At 57.5% G+C, this 463-nt stretch carries 1 protein-coding gene; it reads right to left on the bottom strand.

Annotated features, from left to right (window positions below; translation table 11 throughout):
* Nucleotides 1–463, bottom strand: a 463-nt coding sequence (locus tag ACFI32_RS14845) for an Ig-like domain-containing protein (RefSeq protein ID WP_462627393.1), incomplete at both ends; no start/stop codon positions are given.

Raw genomic sequence — 463 nt, 5'->3', positions numbered from 1 at the left:
GAGTACTGGCATCAATGCTGGCATTCCATGTGCCATCGGCACCAACTGTGGCTATGCCTAATACGGTATTGCCTGCGCTGATGGTGACGGTCGCGCCCACTTCCCCTGTACCACTGACAGCCACGTCGCCTGCTTCAGCGGCATTGATGATGTCATCACCAGCAATCGGGGTATCGATGGCGACGTTAATCAGCGTATCTAACGTCACGTTTGCCGTCGCCGTGGCGCTATTGCCCGCTGCATCAGTGGCAGTGGCGGTTAGGGTGACCTCGCCTTCGGTCAGAGTACTGGCATCAACGCTGACATTCCATGTGCCATCGGCACCAACTGTGGCTGTGCCTAATACGGTATTGCCTGCACTGATGGTGACGGTTGTGCCTGCATCGCCCGTACCACTGACAGCCACAGCGCCCGCTTCAGCGGCGTTGATGATGTCGTCATCGGCAATTGGGGTATCGATCGT

The sequence above is a fragment of the Psychrobacter sp. PSi21 genome, assembly GCF_054960615.1.
The sequence above is the reverse complement of the archived record's forward strand: the minus strand, read 5'-3'. Positions and strand labels throughout refer to the sequence as shown.